Genomic DNA, 18,069 nt, shown 5'->3' with positions numbered 1-18,069 from the left:
ATGCTGAGGTGTGCGACGGTGTCGCCGGTGTGGGTTGGTGTGCGGCTGGCGTCCTCCGTTTCACACGTCAGGTCGTGCTCGGTCCGCTCCCAGGGGGTATGCGTATTATAAACATTTTCCGCTGATGGTCAACCGATGAAGGTTCGATTATGCGGTGCCGGTTGCGGTATAATGCACCGTAGTATCTCTGGCCGCGCCGCGCCCACCATGCTCGCTGGGCGCCGGGCAGGCCCGGAAGGAGTCGTGCGTCATGCGCTACCTGGTTCTTATTCCGCTGTTGCTTCTTGCGGTGTTGCTTGTGCTCTTTGGCGTGCAGAATACGCAGCAGGTAAGCCTGCGATTTCTGAGCTACAGCCTGGAAAATCTGTCGGTGTCGCTGGTGATCATTATTGCGGCGATGTTTGGTGCGCTGATGGTGGCGCTGCTGAGCCTGTGGGGCGGCGTGCAGCGCTCGTTCCGCCAGCGCCGCGAGAACCGTGAGCGCTTTGAGCTTTCGACCCGCAACGTTGCGCTTCAGAAGCGCGTAGCCGAGCTTGAGCGCGAGGTTGCCGCGCTGCGCGGCAGTGCCTATGTGCCACCGGCCAGCACGGCCAAGAAAACCACCATCAAATGAGTGGCCTCGGCAATGCCCTCGCCGGCGTGACAGTGCTCGACCTGACGCGATTGCTGCCGGGCGGCTATTGCAGCTTGCTGCTGGCCGACATGGGCGCGGATGTGCTGAAGATCGAAGAACCTGGCCGTGGCGACTACCTGCGCGCCTTTCCGCCGCTTGGCCACACGCAAAGCCGCCTGTTCACTGCCCTGAATCGCGGCAAACGCAGCCTGACGCTCAACCTCAAAACCGAGCGCGGCCGCAAAATCCTGCTCGACCTCGCGCGCCGCGCCGATGTTCTGCTCGAAAGCTTCCGCCCGGGCGTGCTCGACCGCATGGGGTTGGGCTATTCCACCTTACGCAGCGCAAACCCGCGCCTGATCGTCTGCGCAATCAGCGGCTACGGGCAGCGCGGCCCGCTCAGCGCACGCGCCGGCCACGACCTGAACTACCTGGGCTATGCTGGCGCGCTGCCGCAGTTTGCGCCGCGCCGGGCCGATGGGGTTGTGCCGCCGCCGGTGGTGCCGGGCTTGCAACTCGCCGATCTCGGCGGCGGCGCGTTCCCCGCCACCATTGCCATTCTCGCCGCGCTGTTTGCCCGCGAGCGCAGCGGGCGCGGCCAGTTCCTCGACATTGCGATGACCGACGGCGTGCTGCACTGGCTGCTGATGCTGGCCGCGCAGCACTGGGCCGGCGGCACGCCCGCTGGCGGGCACGGCCCGCTTTCCGGCGGCTATGCCTGCTACAGCATCTACACTGCCGCCGATGGCCTGGCGCTCACGGTTGCGGCGGTCGAGCCCGAGTTCTGGGCCAATTTCTGCACCACAATCGGCCGCGCCGAGTATATTCCGCTGCAGTATGCCGGCTGGGAAACACAGCAGCGGCTGTTTGCCGAGCTGGCCGAGCTGTTTGCCGCACGCCCGCGCGCCGCCTGGCTGGAGCTGTTTGGCGAGCACGATGTGTGCGTCGGCCCGGTGCTCGACTTGACCGCCGCGCTCGATCTGCATGCTGATCGCACCTTCATGCTGGCGCAGCCCGGCGAAGCAACCCTCCGCCAGCTTGGTGGCATGTTTGGCAGCACGGCGGCGCGCCCGGCCCCGGCCCTGGGCGAGCACAGCGACGAAGCGCTTGGCGCACTGGGCCTCACCGCCGCCGAGATCGTCGGCCTGCGCGTCACTGGCGTGATCTAGCCAATTTTCCTAAAAGGGCGAATGGTTTGCCACAAAGGCACGAAGACTCAACGTTCTGATATTCTGTCTTCCGGCCTTCGATTCTTGGAGTCTTCGTGGCAAAAAGCCCGTCAGACTTCGCCTGTGTCGCCTCTCTCTTTCTCCATCCCTCTACGAAGCCCTATCGTTTGCGCGAATTTGTCAGCAATTCGTTGACAAACACTCGCTTTGGCTCGCTCACTTTCCCGGTATACTGCACAAGAATTATTGTTATGTGTAAGGTTCGACCACGATGAGTCACGTTCGTAGCTGGCTGCAAGCGCTGCCCATTTTTCCCGACCCAATCAAGCAGAAGCAGGCTCCGCTGGTGCAGGGCATGCTGCTCAGCCTCATTCTCCTCTCGCTGATTGGCATCCCCTTAAACCTGATGACCCAGTTCGCAACCCCAAGCGCGAAGCTGTTCACGATTGGCATTACCTTCTTCATGCTGGCTGTGTATGTCGCCGGCTTTTTCGCGCTGCGGCGCGGGCAATTTAGCTTCGCAGTTGCACTGATCTCGTTCAGCCTGTCGCTCTCCACCGGCCTGCTGCTGGTGCCGCGTGGCATGAACAGCTCGTGGATCACGATCTTCCTGTTCGCCTACCCAATCACCTTTGCTGGCCTGCTTGCGCCACGCCCGATCGTCTGGGCAACCAGCATCTCAACCGTGCTGGTCATTGCGCTGATCGGTGTGCTCGGGGTGGTTGCGCCAAATATGGTGGGCTACGACGCGCCCGGCGCGGCGTTTAGCGCCGAAATAGTCTATTCCTACGCCATTCTTGCGCTGATACTGACGGCCTGCTTCGATCAGTTTGGCAGCGCGCTGCGCCAGGCGGTGATTGTGGGCCGCCAGCGCGAATTGGAGCTGGAAAGCGTGCGTGCCTACCAGGAAACGCTGATAGCCGACCGCACCAACGAGCTGCGCACCGCGCTGGAAGCCGTCGAGCATCGCGAGCAGGAGCTTTCGCGCGCGCTGGCTAACCTGCACAAAAGCGAAGAAACTGTTCGCGAGCTGAGCGCGCCAGTGATGCCGGTGCTGCCGGGCGTGCTGGTTGCGCCAATGGTGGGGATTATTGACACCGAGCGCGCCGAGGCGCTGACGCACAACACCCTGCGCGCCGTCGATCATGAGCGCGCCGGGCATGTGATTTTCGACATTACGGGCGTGCCGGTGGTGGATACGCATGTGGCGCAGGTGCTGATTCAGACGGCCAGCGCGGCGCGGCTGCTGGGTGCCGAGGTGCTGCTGGTTGGCGTGCGGCCCGAAGTTGCGCAGACAATGGTGTCGCTTGGCATCGACCTGCAGGGTTTTGCCACACACGCCGACCTGCGCAGCGCCGTAACGACCTTGCTGCACGATCATGGCTGGGCGCACGCGGCGTAGAAACGAGCCAAAGAGAATAGCGACACCACCGAGATTAAAACATAACTCGGTGGTGTCGCTGTTTTTGTGACACAGATTATTCTTCCCAGGCGCTGGCCGCGTCGAGCTGCGCTTTTTCCGCGTCGGAAAGGGTAATCTCGAGCGCGCCCAGGCTGCCCGCAAGCTGTTCGGGTGAGTTCGCGCCGACGATGGGCGCAACGACGGCGGGCTGGGCGAGCAGCCAGGCCAGCGCAATTTGCGCGGGTGGCGCGTCGTGTTCGCTCGCCACGGCAGTCAGCGCATCGATGATTGCCCAGCCGCGCTCGTTGAAATAGCGCTTTGCCACGCCATCGGCGCGCTGGCTCCCTGGCGTCTCGGCCCCGCGCTGATATTTACCCGTCAGAAAGCCACCTGCCAGCGGGCTGTACGGAATTGCCCCAATGCCCTGATCCGCGCACAGGTCGCGCAGCTCGCGCTCGAACTCGGCACGGTGGGCGAGGTTATAGTGCGGCTGGAGCGATTCGTAGCGGGCGAGGTGGTGCTGCGCGCTCGCGCCCAGGGCCAGCGCCAGCCGCCACGCCGGGATGTTCGAGCAGCCAATGTAGCGCACTTTACCGGCGTGCACAAGGTCGGTGAGCGCGCCCAACGTTTCTTCGATTGGCGTTTCGGCATCGTACCAGTGCGTCTGGTAGAGGTCGATATAGTCGGTTCCCAGGCGGCGCAGGCTGTCGTCGCAGGCGCGAATAAGGTGGGCGCGGCTGAGTCCTTCGGGGAAGATGTTTTCTCTGCACACAAAGGGCGCTTATAGAGAGTGCTAATCCATGTGATATCAACCCACTTTTTCCCTTCCTCATCAACACGAACCTGCCCCTTGAGGTTCAGAAGGTCAATGAGTTTCCGCTTGGCTGAGAAATCAGCGGTTTCATTGATGTGGCTCAGTGCCTCAAAGACTTGTTTGAGAGCTTCTATCTCCTCTACCATTTCCGAAATATCGCTATCGGTTAATGGGCTTTGCGCCTGTTCTTCCTCAAGCTTTGCCTTTCGGGAAACTAATCCATCTATAATTCCTGCGTACTCCTCAATCTTTTGGTCTAGGATGCTGATAAGGGTTTGTGATTTGGTCTTGGTGCGCTGATCGACCAATGACGCAAGCTCCTCTTCTCGCCCTTTGATTTCTGCGGTGAGTGATGCAATCTGGCGGGTTGCACTGTCGTATGTTTCTAATTCATTCACCTGTAACGCCCGATAGCCTTCAAGTACTCGCTGTGGGTTTTCTAAAAGTTCAAGAGCAAACTGCCATACCGTTTCTTCCAAGGGTATAGCTTGCCATTTTGGCATACCACACTTACCCTTTTTGGAAAATTCGCTATTACAGCGGTAGTAGTGGTACAGTTTGTCCGTCTTTCCGTTTCGGTTACTACTTCCGACAAAGGCCATGCCACACGAGCAAGTAAGACGTGAGGCCAAAAGGTATTGGTTCTTGGTGTTTCGTCCGACATGGCGGGATTCTAATAGAGCCTGTACCTGTTCCCATTCGGCTTTGGTGATAATGGCTGGAACAGGAATGGGGGTTCCTTCTTCATTCGGCACACGGTCATAGCGCACCTTTGCCCCAATATGCTTCATGCGGAATGTGAACGCGTAAAACGTTCCATAGTACGCTGTTTTTTTGAGTATCTTTCTGACTGCTCGCGCAGTCCATAGCTCACCACCAGGGGAAAGAATATGTTCGGCGTTAAGACGACTGGCGATATCAGATACACCCATACGTTCATACAGGTACTCATGGAAAATGCGGATTACTACTAATGCCTCATCCTCCACGAGTTCGATAGTAGTATTTTTTTTCTTTCCTACAAGCTGATAGCCATAGGGTGCGTTACCTTGGGGGAATAGTCCTTGTTCCGCTTTGGCTTTAACCCCTCGCTTGGTGGCTTCTCGTAACTTTTCGACATACTGTTGGCTCTGCCAGTCAGTGAGGATATTTAAAACCTCCATATCGTTTGTGATTTCGCGGGGCATTGGGTGGTAGCAAAGAAGTTTTACCCCTGCGTTTCGTAGTTCGCGCCGAAGGATTACCCCATCTGCCATATCGCGGGTGAAGCGGTCTGGAGAGAAAAACATCAAAGCTTCAATCTTGCCCTGCCGTGCTAACTCTAGTGCTTTTTGAAGTTGTGAACGGGAGAGTCCTTCAATAAAGGCGCTTCCCTGTTCGGCCAGCTCAACCACCTCATAGCCTTCATTCACTGACCATTCGTTCATCATAGAAAGCTGTGTGCCTATTGAGAACTGGACTTTTGCAGATTTGCGGCAACAAGCTTCTGAGCATATGATCAGGCGAGCGTTGGTCTACCAGTTGGGAGGCACAGGTGCCAGCAATTGTCGCGATACCACAGGTGGTCGAGGAACTGCTGGTCCAGTTCGCCGACCTGTTTCCAAATGAGCCTTCACGCCGCCACTTTGCCGAATACCTGACCGGGCTGTTTGTAGCGGAGCACAAGACCGTGAGCGGTATCACGCGAGAGTTTGCCGCCCCACCCGACCAATCCACTCTCAATCGATGGTTGACTGAAGCGCCCTGGGATGTCCAGCGCATCAACGCGCACCGGCTCGAATGGCTTCAACAGGACGCTGCAACGCGCTATCGTCACGACGGCGTTATCGCGATCGATAACACTTTGATAGATCATGACGGCAAACTGATAGAGGATGTCGGCTATTTCTGGGACCATGCCGACAAACGCCACCTGATCGCCCACGATTACCTGTTTGCCAACTACGTCAACCCGAGTGGGAAGCATTATCCGCTCGATTTCCGGCGCTTCCGCAAGCGCGAGCAGTGCGACGACGAGCGCCCGTTCAAGAATCACACCGACCTCGCTAAGGAACTGATCGATTGGGTTGTCGCTGAGGACATACCGGGCGACTTCACCTTCGACAGTTACTTCACCAACGCGCCAATTATGAACACCCTCCACGCCAAAGGTCGCAGCTACATCGGTGATTTGAAAGCCAACCGAGTGATTGTAGTCAGCGGGAAGCAGACCAGCGTGACTGAGTGGGTCAAAACGCTCACGCCGCTTGTTCGCACCAAGTTTACGGTCGGCGGTCACACGCAATGGTACTTCACCAAGTCCGTTCGTCTGCCCAATGTCAACCACCCAGTGCGTATTCTGGTGTTGTGGTCAGAAGCAGAAGCTGCGACGCCACGCAAGATCCTGATCAGCAACCGAACCCAGTGGGAAGCTCATCGCATTTTGAAGGTCTACAAAAAGCGCTGGACAGGGACGGAGACCTTTCATCGGGACGGGAAGCAGCATTTGGGCATGGGCGAGTGTCAGCTCAGGGACGGGATGGGCCAGACCAGGCACATGCACCTCGTCGTCCTGGCGTACACGGCTCTGATGCGCCAATTGAAGCATGATCGTGCCTTCGAATGGGCTCACACACGCCTGATGACCATTGGCGAGTCCTGTCGCACCATCGCTCGCGAGACCTTGGGCAAAACGCTTGCTTGGGCCATCGAACAATCGCACCAAGGCATGACTCTGTCCGATATCAAGCTCCGTTTGGCTTTACCCTGAGCTTTCGCCTATTTCTGCAAAACCTTAGTTGAGAAGTTATCTTGCTGTTTGGAAGAGCTGATACGTGCGTAAATGGCAACAGTACGCATTTTGTGCCTCCTTATGTGTGTGTAGAAGTCACCTCGTTACTCATAGTATACCATCCCACACCATGATAGATTCATGCTGTAGATATTTCGTATTACGAAGCGAGTGGGCGCTACACTTTTTTTGACGTGAGACGCGAGTATCACAGAAAGCGTCCATTTCTCGATATGGGCAGCGGAGCTGTCCAGTGAGTGCCCGGCCTTGTGTCGGGTGCGAACTGGAGCATACCCCTATCAAGAAATAGCCTGTGATAGCATGTCGAGCGTCAAAATAAATAGCCCGCGAAGCGACGATTGAAAGTGATATACTCGGGGTACATGCGAGATGAACGCGAACCACGAGTTGAACAAAAAGACGTTGTAGAAAAGGGCTTTGAAAACTTATTGACTGAACTAAAAAGTGGTAAAAGCGAAAACCTCATAACATACCTGTCTTTCATGTCTCGTTTTCACAACTACTCTGCGGGCAATCAGATGCTTATTTATCTGCAAAAGCCTGAATCAACATTGGTTGCTGGATATACAAGATGGCTCAAGGAAGGAAATCCCGTTCGCAAAGGTGAGAAGGGAATAATGATACAAGCGCCTTTGGTCAAAAAGGATGAGCTTACAGGCGATGGTAAAATATTTGGGTTTCGAACTGCATACGTCTTTGATATCTCCCAAACAACCAATCCGAACAGTGCGCCTTCTTTCTGGAAGCCTCTGTATGGCGATGCAACTGCACAGTACATCCGTGTTAAAGAATCGGTTTTAGCAATGGGAATTGAAGTCCTAGAAGAGCAGAAATTAAGAAGTGGAGTACGAGGGGAAAGTCACGGTGGCAAAATCACATTGGCTGCTGGACTGGATACACAAAGCGCTACCATGATTTTAGTCCACGAATGGGCGCACGAGATGATACACAGAAGAGAGATGTCCCCCCAAGAGCGCCTTGCAACGCCAAGGGAGCAAAGAGAGTGCCAAGCTGAAGCAGTCAGCTATATTGTTAGTGGTGCTTTGGGACTTCACAATCCTTTCTCAGCGGATTATCTTTTTATGTGGGGTAACAACGCCGAGGAACTAACAAAGAATATGGACGTTGTACAAAGAACCAGTAAGGCTATGATTGCCAAACTTACCGTTGAAGAGGCAGAGTCAAATGGATGAAGTTACACGCGAACACAAATTAAGACTTCTGGCTATTTACAAAGAAAATCTTCGTGAGCTTGAAATCCAAGCTGCACACTTTGGACTCACTCCACCCCTTGGTGTAGTCAATGGCATCAAGGATGCAAGGCGAGAAATAGAGGCTATTGTCCTGGAGCTTGAGGTAAACGCCCAAGAAGTAAGTTTTGACAGGCTCCTTTTGGGCATTGAGGATTTACAACGATTGAGGCGGGATGAAGCAAAGCGGGTACTCAAAGCGCACAACGAAACACATTGGGATGATGGGATGCTTGCTCTGGGAGTAATGGTTCCATTTTCTGTTAGTATGGTGGCAGCGCTTGGCTTAAATCAACTCTACCGAACATACATTCGCGGCGTTTACATTGAGGATGCATACAACCTAATCTCTGTTCTTATATTTGTGATCATTTTACCAGTGGGGTTATATTACATGGTTAGATTAGGCAAATGGGTCAATAAAACCAAAGATGATGAGTTTGTGAAGCGGGTTGGTTACGATCCATTTGAAGAGAAGAAGAAAGATTAATCCCTTTTTGGCTTTCCGCCTTTTAAAAGGCGTATCTCTTCCCTCAAAGATTGAATAAGTGAATCCTGCTCAAGTATGGTTGCCTCCATCATTTGGATTTGAATGTCTTTTGCAATCACTAATCGCTTTAGATCTTCTGTATTTTCTGGTAGTGGCTCTTGCTCTTTGGTCATATATCAATTTTGTATTCCATCCACAGGTCGAGTACGAGCCGTTTCCTCTTCCCTAATTGCATGTATACGCTCGGCGTTTCCCCCTTGGCTTGTTGTTTGATGAAAGCCTTCCTCGTTTTCTCTAAGAATTGTTCTGGTATCAATTGGCCTTTTCTTAACCCATCGGGCGTTAAAATCATAGTATCGACGTAGACTTCTTTGCTCATATAATTTTTTTGTCGGCCTTGTAGGCCAGAATGGAATATACTCTCCTTTGTTTGTCCGTTCAATGATGTCGTGTATGTCTGTGTGGTCGTTCGGACATATCTCTACAACATTCTCCCTCGTATATCCTTTCTCTGGCTCGTGCCTGTGATTATGAGTTTGACCTTTCCACGGACAGATAGTACACTTTCCTTCCTTTTTTGGCCGATGCTTTACAGGGTCTCTTTCTGACATATGTGGGTAGTAATTCGTTGAGTTTACCAAATTTGTCAGATAGTTCCATCCACAAAAGAAGAGGTGTTTTTGTCGCAAACTGCTGTACGACTAATATTTAAGTAAGGCCATTGCGTCTGTCTTTACATTGTCCCACTTCTTTAATTCAGGCATAAGTTTAGGGTACTCGAAAGGTAGAGTTATTATGTGCCACCCGTTTTTAGTTTGGTAGGTGTCAATGATCGTTATATTAAGTTCTTCGAGCCGTTTAAGCACATCGGGTTTTTTGAGTCCGTTCTTGTTGTCATCGTCTATATCAATCAAAAACCAGCGATCTCTTCTTGCACTCTGAACCTGAAGGGAGCTTATCAAACGATTCCATATATCAGTGTAAAAGTAATACTTGTTCTCCTGATTCTGATAGTCGTTATCAAGCATGAGCTGTTTGAAGTTTCTTATTGCCTTCTCCATATCACGAGCATTGACCGTACAGTATATTCTGTAGTCGGGTGTCCATTGGTCTAAAACCTTTTGAAGAACATCAACAAATTGTTCCTCGCCCAGAGATATAAACTTTTTAGCAGCACGATCTGTTCGTGTAGGGCCACCCTCTTTTTTTCGCTTCATAAGGGTAATAACTCGAACACCTCCGGTAATCCAATGAAATCTTTTAGCAATTTTTTCTGCTTCTGTCATATATTTTTGTCGTCAACTAAGATTCCGATTCTCTGGTTGCTTGTCACACTTCGTACAGATGATAGCTAAATCGTAAATGGTTGCTCCCTCGTACTTCGTGTGGTGAATATTGTACTTTCCTTTCAAGATATCTTTCCTGCAAAACTCACACTTGGTAAAGTCTTTGCCCAAATATTTGAGCGTGGCCTTTACGAGAGGTCGCATCATTCCTGTTTGAAAGTGGTCGTCTATTGTTCTTGGCATAAGCTCATTTGGTCCCCGCAAAAATGAGGGGACCTATCAGCCTACTTCGCTAATCCATGGAACTTTCCTTCTCCTGGGAAATTTTTGTCGTAGTCTTCCTGTGTCCATGTACTTTCTGGCGCTCCACCCAATTCATATTTTAAACACTTATCACCCTGAAGGTTTACATGTTCACCCTCTCCACAACTAATTACAGTTGGTGTAGGGGTAATGGTAGGAGTTTCTGTCACACAAAAAAGAAAGTCTCCTTTTACTTCTACATCACACGGCTTGTCTGTTGGTGTGGGTGTAGGTGTCTCAGTAGGAGTAACAGATACTTCACAATTCTCTTCACACTCTTCAACTTCTCGACAAGCGTAAATCACACCTGATACAGAAACCAAAAGAACGAGGGCAAAGATAAAAGAGTATAGTTTTTTATTCATTCTTATCACGCTCCTTTCGTTCTTCAAAACATCTTTTACAAATAGGTTCGTCGTACCATCCGTGCTTTTTTTTTGTACAGCTATGTTTTAAACAGTAAGTTCCTGCGAGTGCCTGACCTACACGATGAGTCCATTTCCATATTGATGTTGTCTTTCGTTTTCTCTTATACCAGTCTGGTACAGTGATTCTGTGTGATTTTGTGTAATCCTGCGTCATATAAATTTAGCAAGGTATCTTTCGTCCCTACAAATCCGTGATACTGTCGATATGTGTACGCCGAAGACTTTGGATAAATCCGATAGGGTCATGCCCAGACTTCTGAGCTTTCGCATTCTATCCACTTGTTTGTATTTGAGCTTACTAAGTTTATGTGTTTCTCCTCTGTGTGGAGCTGGCACTTTACCTCTACCGAGCTTCCATGAATACTGGAGATTTTGCTTGTGGGTACACCACTCAAGGTTGTCTACTCGGTTGTTCTTTGGGTCGCAATCTAAGTGATTTACACAGGGATACTGGTTAGGGTTATCGACGAAGTATTCTGCAACTAAGCGGTGTACAAGTCTTCTGTCCTTCTTGCCGTATTTGAACAAGTCCACATAGAAGTATCCTTTGTTGTTCTTTGAGAGTTTAAGAATCCGCTCTCTATCCTGCGGCGGAACTGACGCATATACCGCTTTTACTCTGCCTAAGTTAGAGATTAGATATCGCCCTTCGTAGCCGGTTATTTCTCTGAATTCCTCGTTCATAGTAGTTTGGCAATGAAATCCAGGGGATCTTTGCCTTCGTCGCACCATGCTCCTAAATCTGCAAGCTTGAAACCTAAAGCTTTGGCGAAATCTTTGTTGTAGACAATTTGTTCAGTGGAACCAAATAAGTAGTTCTCGTTCCAGAACCCTTTATAGAGTTTAGTAAAGTATGGGCTGACAGATATCGAATCATCGCCGTAGTAAATATCAACGCTTTTGATAGTTCGATTCGATGGTTTTAACCACCCATTACCAATCGCCTTCTCTATTGCCTTTTTTAGTATTTCTTCTCGATTTAATGTTTCGTTTGACATGATTTGATATAATAAATTATTCAATTGATGGCGAGATGACTACTCGGTTAATCCGTGTTAAGCTCTCGCCCTTCGATCTCAAATATCTTCTTTGCTTCTTCAATCTGCTGTCTTGGATTTTCATCTAAATCATTCATGAATACTTCTACACCGTCCATATACTGCTCTATAAGTGAATGAAGAATTTGAAGATTAGTATGATCTTTTTGTGTCCACTGAGAATGAAGCGGTATTTTGCGATAAAGAGCAATACCGTTTTTTATTCTTTTAGCTAGTTCTTCTTTATTATTGTTCATAATAATTTTTTAAATTTACTTTTAAACTTTCGTGCCTTGTAAACTTCTATGGCAAGTCCCGCGCAAGCAAAGGTAAAACAAAGAAAAGAGATGAAAAATATAAGTATTATTACTGGCATAAATATTTGGGCTGGAATTGTGTCTGACATATTAGTCTTGTTTATGGATATGATAGCTAGCTTCCCATCCACCACTTGTATTGAACTTACCGTGATTTCTGTCATAGATTTTCTTTGCACATTTGATGTTGTCCAATGAATTTGTACGCTCCCCTTCACACTTATACAAATTCCATGTGCCTCGTATGATTTGAAAAATTCCTGTAGCGGTAGAGCCTGGATTCTTGGCATTAGGATTAAAACCCGATTCCGCTCTTGCTACTTCTATAGCTCTGTCACAATCGAACTTGAACACATCGCAGATTTGACGCTTTACTGTAAGAGTAGGGTCTTCATATCGTACTTTTTCCAATTCGTCACGTTCATAAGTAGGGGTGGGGGTAACTGTTACTACCACGGCCTCCTGCTCCACCTGCCTAGGAGTAGGAGTAACCGTAATAGTCGCTGTTTCAGCCTCCTGCTCGCCAGGTGCCGCATATACTGTATCTGATTTTAGTTCTATGGTAACAGTAGGAAATACTTTGACTGCAACGAGTTTACACGTTACCGCTATAAGTACAGCCAAAGCTATAAATATAAATAAATCAAATGTTATCCAGTTTTGTTTGTTGTAACGTCGTCGGCTCATATTATTTGGTTCCTTTCATCTTGTCTATTATTTGGCAAATTTGATCGGATTCGCGTTGATATTTATGAACAAGTTCAACTATATTCATTCCGTTTTCATAATCCTCCACTATTAATCTATATTCTCCAAATACTACTACAACTCCATGTGTCTTTTTATGACAGTAACGACATAGCGTAATTAGATTTGAATAATCAGCATTTGCTGAGTTCTGATCGATATGGTGTACACATAGTTCCCTGCTAATTCCACATCGAGAACATTTGTATCCATCTCTTTCGAGTATTTTTTTCCTGTTAAAGTATTTCCGCTTCATTAACAATACTTTAACAATCAAGCGCTTGGTTGTCAACAGACAAAATAGCCTCGGATTTCTTTTTTCTCCGTGCAGCTACACCGAGTGAAGATATACGCTTGAAGTGATCAGCGCCGTGTTTTTGTAGTGTTTTTGTTCCTCCCCGCCTACCCAATTTCTTTGCGAGTTCCTTGGTTTCTTTGTCTTCCATTCCGTTATTTTATACCAAGTGATTGGTTTATTGAAGTGTCAACTCATCTATCTTTTTTAATAGTTCTTCTTTTGTATACTCTCCATTTAGTTTGAATTTCTTTTCTGGTTGTTTGAGGGTGAAACCCCAATCTTTCATGCTTTTAACTGAGAATACATCGGACTCTATTTCGAAGTTGTTTATTACACTAAGCATAAACGACTTTTCTTCTCGTAATACTTTCCTCTCATCTCCATCATCATCAATAACAATATCTCCCACTTGTACATCTTCTATAGTTCTTACCTTTTTGCGAGCTTGCGCAATATGCTTTTTCTTATTCTTTGAGCCTTTTGGTCTACCTCGTTTTACAGGTTCAAACATTTCAGATGTCCAAACCCAATCAATATTTTTTAAAAGATAACGATTGAACGATTCTAATCCTCGAATTTCTTTGGTGGTTCCAGCATATTTGTGCATATTTGAAACAATCAAACAGCCATCAAAATGTTCATGTTTGGCTAAATCTTTTCGTATGCGTACTTTTTGACCGATTTTGTATTTAGTTGCTGTCATATTATTCTATAGTTTCCCAATCTTTTAGTTCTATGTCGTCTGACATACTCTTTTTTAGATATCCCTTACCCCAAACCCGAGCTGAATCATAAACCTGAGCTGAATCATAAACCCAAGCTGAACCAGAAACCTGAGTTGAACCAGAAACTCGATCTGAACCATAAACCTGAGCTGAACCATAAACCTGAGCTGAATCATAAACCCAAGCTGAACCATAAACCTGAGCTGAACCGCCTATATTAAAATTCGCTCCTTCTTGTAATTTATTACAGTCAATAACCGCTCTGTCGTGAATAATTGCTTGATCTTTTATTACACCGTTTTTGACAAGTGCAAAGAACCCTACCCACACTGTTTCCTCAACTTGTGCTTTTTCAGACACCCAACCTCCACCATTCTTATGTCTATGATATGCAACCCCATCTAAGGTCATAGTCTCATCGTAATTTATGTTTTCTGGTAATTCTCCCCAGTTCGCTTTTGCATATACAAATTCTTTTTTCTTGCTTTTTACTGGTACTAGTTTGTATTTAATGTTGTCGATAGTTATTGTTTTCATAGTGTTTCTAATCTCCTTTATACATTGGCCCGAAGCGTACCCTATTAAGATATCCACCGACCAAAGTATAAAAGAGACTAAATTAACATCTCAATTTGTTTTGTTGAGATATTCATACTCGTGTTCCCGCCTTCTTGTTACAATACCAACATTTTGTATATGGTTTCTGTGGTCTACCAAAGCAATTTGGCGTAGAACATCGGCGTGGGTACAGTCTCACAACATTAGGTTGTGAATAATACTCTTTGTTTTCAAGCCATTCTTTTACGTCTTGGCCTGATGAAAATGGAATTATATTTTGCATATTTATAAGTTCTCCATTCTTCCGGTATCGGGTAAAATACCGGAAGTAGCAAAACTTAGAAACCTGGGTCTTCTGACTATTTTCCAAAATCTGGTAATTTGTCTACATCTTCAGACGTAAGCCCTTGCTGCTTAAAAGGGTCGCCCCCTTCAAGTAGCGCCTCGGTTCGTATAATCGATTCTGAGAGGGCTTCTTTAACTTCTGGTGCTAATTCCTTGGGTGGCATTGGAACTGTCTCATAGGACGTTTCTAAGCCTTCTCCGTCTCTTGTTACGGTAACATCGTAACCAAGTGGACTTCCCCATTCTTTATCAAAAGCCAAATTAGTGAGTGTTCTGATAATGCCTGATTGGTTTATGGATAAAACTTCAATTCGTTTTGTCTTGTAATTCCAAACTTGCATAGCCCAGAACTCTTTTGCGTTTTCAAACTCTTCTACTGTCATTTCCCTAAAGAGTAGATGTTTTTTACTTTTTGGTAATCGAACTGGTTTGTTGCCTTTCATTGGTTTTTCGCCTTTAACAACAACTGTTCCATCTTCGTGTACCCACCATTCTCTACCGATGACAGGTTTTTCTAACAGTCGAAATCTATTTGCTCCTTGTTCCCATTTCATATACAAACTTTCACTTGAATCTGGTTTGTAATCTGGGTCTAAAAAATCACTCATAATATATTCACCTCACTTTCTGTTATTTAAAAAATTCTAATATTTCTTTATCTGTATCTTTGTTATAACTCATTGCTTCCCAAACATCCTCAACAGGGTACATCATTTCATGTGGGCTTACTTCTTGAGCGATGTTTGCTAAATCAACATTTCTTCTGTTAAACATTCTTTTTAATTCCTTGTCGAAAGGAATAATTGTTTCTTCTATTACTAATTTTCTAAGTGACATAATGTAACTATATAACTTCGACTAGTCGGTGTCAATAGGGGAAATTGAGGCTAGAGAGCAGCAGTTTTTTCTTTTGAAGCGTTTCGGAGTTCTTTTTCTTTGGTGCGTTTCTCTGCTGCAAGTTTAGAGAGATTTTTGAAGTGGTCTTTTCCATAGCGTTTAAGAGTGGCTGTTCCACCTAAGCTGCCAAATTGTTGACCGATTGTGAGGGGTTTATCTTGGGACATATGATGATTGCTGAAGCACTGCTAAAGCGTTACTTGCTTCATTCCATAGAGTAGTGCCAACTTCCGTTTGGCTCTGGATGTATAGAATTTGGTTAAAATTCATACCGTGCAATCCGCTGTATGGATTATAGTAATTCATATCCCTAATTCTACCAAGTAGTCGCCTGTTTTAAAACCCCTAAAATGTTATCTCTTCCTCATCTACCTGCCAACGGTATACTTTTCCTTTTTTAAGTTTTCTCCATGAATGAAGGATGAGTGTATTCCCACATTCCACAAATAATTTTGCTTCTTCTGACTCCAGTATCTTTTTCTTGTGAGCGCTCTTATTGGACATGGTACTTGTTTGTATACCAGTGACGCCCTGTACGCCTTTTTTAAGAGCGATAAGGTCAATAACGCCAAATGTATCTTTTCTAATATTTATTGCGCTTATATAGCGTTCTGTGATGTCTGCGATATATCCGAGTTTGCGGAGGTGTGCGAGGCTTCTTTGGGTTGGGGAGGTTTTCATACAGCTAGGTAAAAAAGGACAATTGCACCGATTATCAAAAATACAAATGCAATTACTAATCCTACTACGTCTTGTACTGGTTCTGATTGGTGTTTCATGGTTTTTTTGATTTACTGCGTTTAATCAACTTTCCCTTTCTTAACTCCATTACTGGATGTTGTAGAATATCCCTCAAGATAGTTGTCAAAGTCCAGCAGGTCTCCTTTACTTCTTCGCAACCATTACAGTCAACAGGATTTTCTGTCCAAGAAGTAATCCTATCTCCATCTAAATAAACCTCATGGACATCATAATAATGAACCATATTCCCATCAGGTGTTCTTCTCGTTTTTCTTACGAGTGCATATCTCCATGTAGTTTCCTTCTTTTTCATATATTTTGCCTTGGTTTCTGTACTTTGCGAGAGAGGCAAAGATTTGACGAGACCTTACGCTTTCGCATTCATCGCCCCTGAGTATTGGTTTGGACGTGTACTCAGTTTTTAACTCGTATAGTCACTTTGCAATGGGGAGGTTTGTTAGTATTCCTGCCCTCGCTTCTGTTAAGCATTTACCTATTCTGCCACTCTCTCGCAAAACACAAAAATCGTCGGTTATGGACTATATGATTTCAAATTGAAACCCGTTCCATATACGGTCTCTGTTAGTTTCGCACCGCACCGCTTACAACTATCATCTAAGCTCTTAATTCCAAACGGATTTATCAAACCAAATAAGCACACACCGCATTTAATGCCACGTTTTGTTTCCATACATTGATAGTAAAGTCCGTCCTTTTTAACTGTAATTCGTTTAAACATAATTTTTTGATTTTTTGCCGAATTTACTGTTCCTGTATGGGTATCACTTTTTATATAGTTTATCCCACAGGTCAATTTCGTCTTGGTTTTTCACCACCTGATGAGCGTATGAATTATCTATTACCTTTGTTTCATACTCTTCCTTCGGGCGCGGCGGAACATTATTCGGTGGGTACTTTGGGTCAATGCTTCGGATGCCATTAAGCATCAATGTGTATTTCCCCACTACGACAAACCGCTGGCCGTCTGCGAGGAGCTTTAAGATTGCGTCCTTTTGGTCTTCACCTATCTCAATATCCTCAGCATCAATTCGTTTGATGAGGAACCTCTCCCGCCATTGGTGCGGGATAATAGATTTGTCCATCTTCGCCGATAGCTGCAATCCTTGGTTTGTCATGAGTACTCACCGCCTTCCGAACCTTCAGCGCGTCCTGTTTGACAAAGTTACGGAGCGCGGCCTTATAGTCCTTATAAGTTTTCCCTGTTCGTTCGCAGTAGTTTACGAGGTCGTCATACTTACTCTTAACGAAGGACAGTGGAACCTCGTACCTCTCCGCAATTACCTGAAGTTCATCGTCTTGCATAGAGAGAGAGTTTTTATTTATCTTATTGTTATTTATCTTATTCTTATTTGTTTGTAGGTTTTGACGGTTACCAAATTGATAATTTGTCAATTTGCTATCATAGAAAACATCAGTTACGAATCTGATCAAACCTCCTCCTGCACGCATTTTCTTACTTGTCTTAATGAGCCCTTTTTTCTCTAAAGAAGAGATACATCGGCTGACTGTATCGGGGCTACAGCCTGCAATGGAAGCTATCTGTTCATTCGTGAAATAGAATCGCGTATTTGATGAAGACTTGTAGAAATCAATGAAGCCAAATATAAGAGCTTCAGTGAGTGTGAGGCCGCTCTTTAGGAGCTGGGGATATACTGGTATGAACTTGGGGCTGAATATATGAGAAGCATTTGCAGCATTTATTTGCTGTTGCTGTCGTTCTTCTTCGGAGTAGGTAAAGAGGTTTTCTTCTACCAAGAAGTCGTCGTGTTCCGTGGTGATACTGCCGGTAGTTTTTGATATACTGGTCATGGTTATATAGCTATAACCATATTAGCCC

Annotated in this window: 24 protein-coding genes and 1 pseudogene; 6 read left to right on the top strand and 19 right to left on the bottom strand. The window is 46.8% G+C overall.

The features are described from left to right. The first annotated feature begins 250 nt into the window (after positions 1–250). The 3 genes from M1P90_RS09175 (at position 251) to M1P90_RS09165 (ending at position 3,184) form a co-directional block, all read left to right on the top strand. Complete coding sequence (locus M1P90_RS09175; RefSeq protein WP_483702313.1) at positions 251–613, top strand: LapA family protein; 363 nt, start codon at positions 251–253, stop codon at positions 611–613. Then, positions 610–1,782, top strand: coding sequence for a CaiB/BaiF CoA transferase family protein (locus M1P90_RS09170; RefSeq protein WP_483702312.1), 1,173 nt, complete (start codon positions 610–612; stop codon positions 1,780–1,782). Before M1P90_RS09175 ends, M1P90_RS09170 begins: the two co-directional genes overlap by 4 nt. 271 nt (positions 1,783–2,053) lie before the next feature. Next, the gene (locus M1P90_RS09165; protein ID WP_483702311.1) at positions 2,054–3,184 is read left to right on the top strand and encodes an STAS domain-containing protein; all 1,131 of its coding nucleotides are present in this window, start codon (positions 2,054–2,056) and stop codon (positions 3,182–3,184) included. Positions 3,185–3,260: 76 nt separating this feature from the next. Here M1P90_RS09165 and M1P90_RS09160 read toward each other — a convergent pair whose 3' ends face one another. Continuing rightward, positions 3,261–3,956, bottom strand: coding sequence for an aldo/keto reductase (locus M1P90_RS09160; RefSeq protein ID WP_483702310.1), 696 nt, complete (start codon positions 3,954–3,956; stop codon positions 3,261–3,263). A gap of 512 nt (positions 3,957–4,468) precedes the next feature. Next, positions 4,469–5,494: pseudogene (locus M1P90_RS09155) on the bottom strand (recombinase family protein); the annotation flags it as partial. A gap of 38 nt (positions 5,495–5,532) precedes the next feature. Between M1P90_RS09155 and M1P90_RS09150 the strand changes: the two are divergent. The 3 genes from M1P90_RS09150 to M1P90_RS09140 all read left to right on the top strand — a co-directional run bounded on the left by M1P90_RS09150 (position 5,533) and on the right by M1P90_RS09140 (position 8,529). Continuing rightward, positions 5,533–6,747 carry an IS701 family transposase gene (locus M1P90_RS09150; RefSeq protein WP_483696970.1) on the top strand — a complete coding sequence of 405 codons (1,215 nt, stop codon included), beginning with the start codon at positions 5,533–5,535 and terminating at the stop codon, positions 6,745–6,747. Between the two features lie 404 nt (positions 6,748–7,151). Next, on the top strand, positions 7,152–7,982 hold the full coding sequence (locus M1P90_RS09145) for an ArdC family protein (RefSeq protein WP_483702309.1): 831 nt from the start codon (positions 7,152–7,154) through the stop codon (positions 7,980–7,982). After that, positions 7,975–8,529 (top strand): hypothetical protein, encoded by a 555-nt coding sequence (locus M1P90_RS09140; RefSeq protein WP_483702308.1) that lies wholly within the window; start codon positions 7,975–7,977, stop codon positions 8,527–8,529. Before M1P90_RS09145 ends, M1P90_RS09140 begins: the two co-directional genes overlap by 8 nt. On the opposite strand, the gene M1P90_RS09135 is transcribed toward M1P90_RS09140, so the two are convergent. From M1P90_RS09135 to M1P90_RS09055, 17 genes are all read right to left on the bottom strand, one after another. Further along, positions 8,526–8,702, bottom strand: coding sequence for a hypothetical protein (locus M1P90_RS09135; protein ID WP_483702307.1), 177 nt, complete (start codon positions 8,700–8,702; stop codon positions 8,526–8,528). The genes M1P90_RS09140 and M1P90_RS09135 overlap by 4 nt on opposite strands. Positions 8,703–9,230: 528 nt before the next feature. Continuing rightward, a complete protein-coding gene (locus M1P90_RS09130; RefSeq protein ID WP_483702306.1) occupies positions 9,231–9,815 on the bottom strand; it encodes a hypothetical protein in 585 nt (194 codons plus the stop codon). Between the two features lie 284 nt (positions 9,816–10,099). Further along, a complete protein-coding gene (locus M1P90_RS09125) occupies positions 10,100–10,483 on the bottom strand; it encodes a hypothetical protein (RefSeq protein ID WP_483702305.1) in 384 nt (127 codons plus the stop codon). 213 nt (positions 10,484–10,696) lie between these two features. After that, a complete protein-coding gene (locus tag M1P90_RS09120; protein ID WP_483702304.1) occupies positions 10,697–11,230 on the bottom strand; it encodes an NUMOD4 domain-containing protein in 534 nt (177 codons plus the stop codon). After that, a complete protein-coding gene (locus M1P90_RS09115; RefSeq protein WP_483702303.1) occupies positions 11,227–11,544 on the bottom strand; it encodes a hypothetical protein in 318 nt (105 codons plus the stop codon). Before M1P90_RS09115 ends, M1P90_RS09120 begins: the two co-directional genes overlap by 4 nt. Before the next feature lie 47 nt (positions 11,545–11,591). Further along, positions 11,592–11,840 (bottom strand): hypothetical protein, encoded by a 249-nt coding sequence (locus tag M1P90_RS09110; RefSeq protein ID WP_483702302.1) that lies wholly within the window; start codon positions 11,838–11,840, stop codon positions 11,592–11,594. A gap of 150 nt (positions 11,841–11,990) precedes the next feature. After that, a complete protein-coding gene (locus M1P90_RS09105; RefSeq protein ID WP_483702301.1) occupies positions 11,991–12,587 on the bottom strand; it encodes a transglycosylase SLT domain-containing protein in 597 nt (198 codons plus the stop codon). 1 nt (position 12,588) lies between these two features. Then, complete coding sequence (locus M1P90_RS09100; RefSeq protein WP_483704630.1) at positions 12,589–12,903, bottom strand: HNH endonuclease; 315 nt, start codon at positions 12,901–12,903, stop codon at positions 12,589–12,591. A 10-nt stretch (positions 12,904–12,913) separates the two neighbouring features. After that, entirely contained in the window at positions 12,914–13,093 is a 180-nt protein-coding gene (locus tag M1P90_RS09095) for a hypothetical protein (RefSeq protein ID WP_483704749.1), read from the bottom strand. 27 nt (positions 13,094–13,120) lie between these two features. Beyond that, entirely contained in the window at positions 13,121–13,648 is a 528-nt protein-coding gene (locus tag M1P90_RS09090) for a hypothetical protein (RefSeq protein ID WP_483702300.1), read from the bottom strand. 1 nt (position 13,649) lies between these two features. After that, a complete protein-coding gene (locus tag M1P90_RS09085; RefSeq protein ID WP_483702299.1) occupies positions 13,650–14,207 on the bottom strand; it encodes a hypothetical protein in 558 nt (185 codons plus the stop codon). 380 nt (positions 14,208–14,587) lie between these two features. Next, positions 14,588–15,181: a hypothetical protein gene (locus M1P90_RS09080; RefSeq protein WP_483702298.1), complete on the bottom strand. Its 594-nt coding sequence runs from the start codon at positions 15,179–15,181 to the stop codon at positions 14,588–14,590. A gap of 22 nt (positions 15,182–15,203) precedes the next feature. Next, positions 15,204–15,410: a hypothetical protein gene (locus M1P90_RS09075; protein WP_483702297.1), complete on the bottom strand. Its 207-nt coding sequence runs from the start codon at positions 15,408–15,410 to the stop codon at positions 15,204–15,206. 50 nt (positions 15,411–15,460) lie between these two features. Then, positions 15,461–15,637, bottom strand: a complete 177-nt coding sequence (locus M1P90_RS09070) for a hypothetical protein (protein ID WP_483702296.1) — start codon at positions 15,635–15,637, stop codon at positions 15,461–15,463. Positions 15,638–15,815: 178 nt separating this feature from the next. Next, positions 15,816–16,151 (bottom strand): hypothetical protein, encoded by a 336-nt coding sequence (locus M1P90_RS09065; protein WP_483702295.1) that lies wholly within the window; start codon positions 16,149–16,151, stop codon positions 15,816–15,818. A gap of 94 nt (positions 16,152–16,245) precedes the next feature. Next, complete coding sequence (locus M1P90_RS09060) at positions 16,246–16,524, bottom strand: hypothetical protein (RefSeq protein ID WP_483702294.1); 279 nt, start codon at positions 16,522–16,524, stop codon at positions 16,246–16,248. Positions 16,525–17,255: 731 nt separating this feature from the next. After that, positions 17,256–18,041, bottom strand: a complete 786-nt coding sequence (locus M1P90_RS09055) for a helix-turn-helix domain-containing protein (RefSeq protein WP_483702293.1) — start codon at positions 18,039–18,041, stop codon at positions 17,256–17,258. Between the last annotated feature and the right edge of the window lie 28 nt (positions 18,042–18,069).

This window comes from Kouleothrix sp. 19917 (assembly GCF_057073505.1).
The sequence above is the reverse complement of the archived record's forward strand: the minus strand, read 5'-3'. Positions and strand labels throughout refer to the sequence as shown.